Annotated in this window: 2 protein-coding genes; one reads left to right on the top strand and one right to left on the bottom strand. The window is 44.6% G+C overall.

All coding sequences use genetic code 11. From position 1 onward, the window contains the following. The first annotated feature begins 451 nt into the window (after positions 1-451). Positions 452-2,026 (top strand): hypothetical protein, encoded by a 1,575-nt coding sequence (locus KGY70_18780; GenBank protein ID MBS3777248.1) that lies wholly within the window; start codon positions 452-454, stop codon positions 2,024-2,026. Positions 2,027-2,337: 311 nt separating this feature from the next. Here the strand turns inward: KGY70_18780 and KGY70_18775 are convergent, their stop codons facing one another. After that, on the bottom strand, positions 2,338-3,441 hold the full coding sequence (locus tag KGY70_18775; protein ID MBS3777247.1) for a DUF5009 domain-containing protein: 1,104 nt from the start codon (positions 3,439-3,441) through the stop codon (positions 2,338-2,340). Between the last annotated feature and the right edge of the window lie 296 nt (positions 3,442-3,737).

The following is a 3,737-nucleotide window of genomic DNA, read 5'->3' as shown; positions in this document are numbered from 1 at the left end:
ATGGCTTTATGCAGGGCCTCTTCCCCATTACCGGCCGTAATAAACGAATATTGATCCTGCACGATGGTTCTGATACTGCCATTGGAAAGACCATCCCTTACCGTTAGACTATAGAAAGTGCGGGTAGAGGAAGACCTCCCTTGTCCTTCCTGAAAAAAAAGAAGGATGAATACAGCCAATGATGCTATGCATTTAATAATGCATTCGCGTCTTATTAAATAAAGATCTAACATAATGTTTGGGATAGGGTTAACCGCCAAAAATAAAAAATATTGAATAAATTGGTAACATATAATCAACATAATTACTTTCACAGATGGAGCAGAAAATAACAACCTTTAAAAAGCGTATGATCGTCCCCGTAAATTCTGTTCATTTTGAAATAATCAAAAGATGATTACCTTTAAACCTTCATAATTAAAACGGTTACCCAATTCAAATTCCTGCACACATGAATATTTCTCTTTTCCTTTTAACCTGGCTGCTCCTTTTCGGGGCCTGTGACCGGTCGAAAGATCAAACCGGTAAGGAAGAACAATCCAAGGTGCTGGAGCTAACCCTTCAGCCGGATAACGAAAAGCAGGTAATCCACAATTTCGGGGCTTCGGATGCATGGTCGTGCCAGTTTGTGGGAAAGAGCTGGCCGCTGGAAAAACGCGGACGGATTGCTGATTTGCTTTTCAGCACAGAAATGGATGAAAACGGAAATCCAAAAGGTATTGGTCTTTCTGCGTGGCGGTTCAATATTGGTGGAGGAAGTGCCGGGCAAGGCGCTGAAAGCAAAATTGAAGACAAGTGGCGCAGGGCAGAATGTTTTATGAATTCCGATGGTACTTACAACTGGAACAAACAAGCCGGCCAGCGATGGTTCCTCAGGGCGGCTAAGAAAAGAGGTGTTAAGCAGTTCATCGGCTTTGTCAACAGCCCTCCCGTGCACCTCACCAAAAACGGGATGGCCTGGTCCTCTGGTGGTAATTCAGCCAACCTGCGTGAGGAGCACTTTACTGACTATGCTGAATTCCTTGCTGAAGTGGTCAAAAACATAGAAGCAAATGATGGGGTCCACCTGGATTACATCAGTCCCTTCAACGAGCCGCAATGGGACTGGGATGATTCAGGCCAGGAAGGCTCGCCCTGGAAAAACAGCGAGATCAATGATGTATGCCAGTCCATCGATGAGGCATTTCAGTCCCGAAACATCAACTCCAAGCTGGAGATACCGGAAACTGCCCAGAACAAATACCTATACACCTATGATGATAAACCGGAAAGGGGAAAGCAAATCCATGAATTTTTCAGCCCTTCATCGGAAAATTATCTGGGAGATCTGAAAAGCATAGCACAAAAGGTTGCAGGACATAGCTATTTTTCCACCTGGGATCTGCAAACCCTGATCGAAACCCGGAAAAAGGTGAAACAGGAGATCCAGCAGGTAAATCCGGACCTGGAATACTGGATGACTGAATACTGCATACTGGAAAACAATGAAGAAATACAGGGCAATGGCAAGGATCTTGGAATGAAACCCGCCCTCTACATGGCCCGCGTCATCCATGCCGACCTGACCGTGGCCAATGCCAGCGCCTGGCAGTGGTGGCTGGGGGTCAGCCCCTATGGCTACAAGGATGGGTTGGTTTATATCGATAAAGACACCCATAACGGGAAGATCTACGAATCCAAAATGCTCTGGGCATTGGGACATTATTCAAGGTTTATCCGTCCGGGCATGCAAAGGATTGGCATAAAACGATCAGACAATAAAAATATCGCCGGAACGGTGGATGGTACAAAGGTTTCAGCCTATAAATCGAAAGATGGGGAGCGTTATGTTGTGGTGGTTGTCAATCAAAGAGAAGAAACTGTTTCTTTGGAAATAAACAAAAGAAACATGAATGATGCAGAAACCATAAGGATGTATCAAACTACCTCGAAAGATGAAGAGGATATTGCGTATATAGGGGAAAAATCCCCAGGCGGTGTAATCGGGATTCCTGCCAAAGGGTTGGTCACCCTTGTTATTGATTAAAAATTACAAGGATATAATATAAGATTGAATGCAACAATAAATTCAAAGAGGTAAATCCCAAACAACAAATAACAAATATCAAATAAATTCCAAATCCCAAATCCGAATTACCAAAACTACTGTAGCTACTGAATTTATTTGGAATCCCTGCCTGCCAGTCAGGTGGGCGTCAAAAGCCGGACAAGTTTTGTATTTTGATCATTTGAAATTATTTGTTATTTGCCTGCCTGCCTGCGAGGCAGGGTGCTTGTTCAATATGTAATGAATAACTTTTAGAAGTTATTATAATCAGGCCGCAAAATCTTCTAATTCTATACCCTCAGGAATATCCTGTTTTTATACAGATAATACAGGAACAACCATTCTACTAGGATCATGCCCAGGAACAACACAACCGGTTCGAAGTTACCGGCATATGAGGCTATGCCATTCAGGACAAAATCGGATGTATGTTTGAAATCGATGATCCGTACGCCCATGTAAATGGTAATGGAGTTCATTCCGATCACGCGGAAGAAGTAACTCCAGCGCCTGACTTTCCACACATCAAGGATCAGATAGAATAGTGCCAGAAGGAGCAGGCATATTCCACCTGCCAGGAAGTTAAATGTAGTAGTCCAGGCAGCTTTGATGACCGGATAAACCGGATGAAGCGCTGCTCCGAGAACAATCAGGACTACGCCGGCTGAAGCCAGATAGATAACCTTCCGGTATTGGGTGAGTTGCTTATCCCGCAGGTAGGCGCCCGCCAATGCTCCCATCAGGGTAATCCCCGCGGCAGAGATGATGGAAAGGGTTCCTTCCGGATCAAATGTTCCGCCATAAAGGGTTCCCGGAAGAATATGCCGGTCTATATAACCGTTGATGGAACCTTCAGGGGTCAGTACACCTGCTCCGTGACCCGGTACAGGAATTAAATGCTGGACTGCAGCAATACCGAGAAGTATTCCGAGCAACCAGAAAAGTCGTTGCCTGAAATTTTTGGTGTGTAAAACAATCATTCCCGCGATCAGGTAGGCGAGACCAATCTGACCGAGAACACTTGCAAAGCGCATTTCAGAGAAGTTCAGATTGAAGAACCCGTTGTAGATGATCCCAAATATAACCAGGATGACGGCCCTTTTAACCACTTTCCGGTGAAGCGCCGATCTGGGGACCCCTTTTTCCAGTTTGCCTGTCAGTGCAAAAGGAATGGCTGCTCCCGCTATGAACATAAAAAGGGGAAAGACCAGGTCGTAGGCATGAAATCCGGCCCAATCCACGTGGTGCAACTGATTGGCCCACCAATCAGCCCACTGCCAGTCGGTAGCCTTTCCCAGGGAACGAAAAAGTACGTCTCCACCGACAATCCAGAACATGTCAAAACCACGCAAAGCATCCAGAGAAAAAAGCCTTTCTTTTACCGAAGTTTTCATAAGAATTCTTTTTAGGTTTTTTAATTTACATTATATCTTACCGCAGCTTTAGCTGCAAACAAATTTCTCATAACCTGATGATAGGTATCGTTTTCAAAGTTAAGCAATTTAACTTTTTTTTTGAAACAGTAGAGTAGAGCAAGGCGAGACTATAGTCCAACTCGCCTTCCCCCCTCTTCAAATCCGTACGTGAGGTTTTCCCTCATACGGCTTCCCGACAGGCTTCACCTCTGGTTTTCACAAGTGCAAAATTGGTTACCTGTTTGACCATTCAGTAAAGTTTCCACAGGTTGAAC

The sequence above is a fragment of the Bacteroidales bacterium genome (assembly GCA_018334875.1).
GTDB lineage: Bacteria > Bacteroidota > Bacteroidia > Bacteroidales > UBA12077 > JAGXLC01.
Note: the sequence above shows the minus strand (reverse complement) of the source record. Positions and strands in the feature narration are given on the sequence as shown.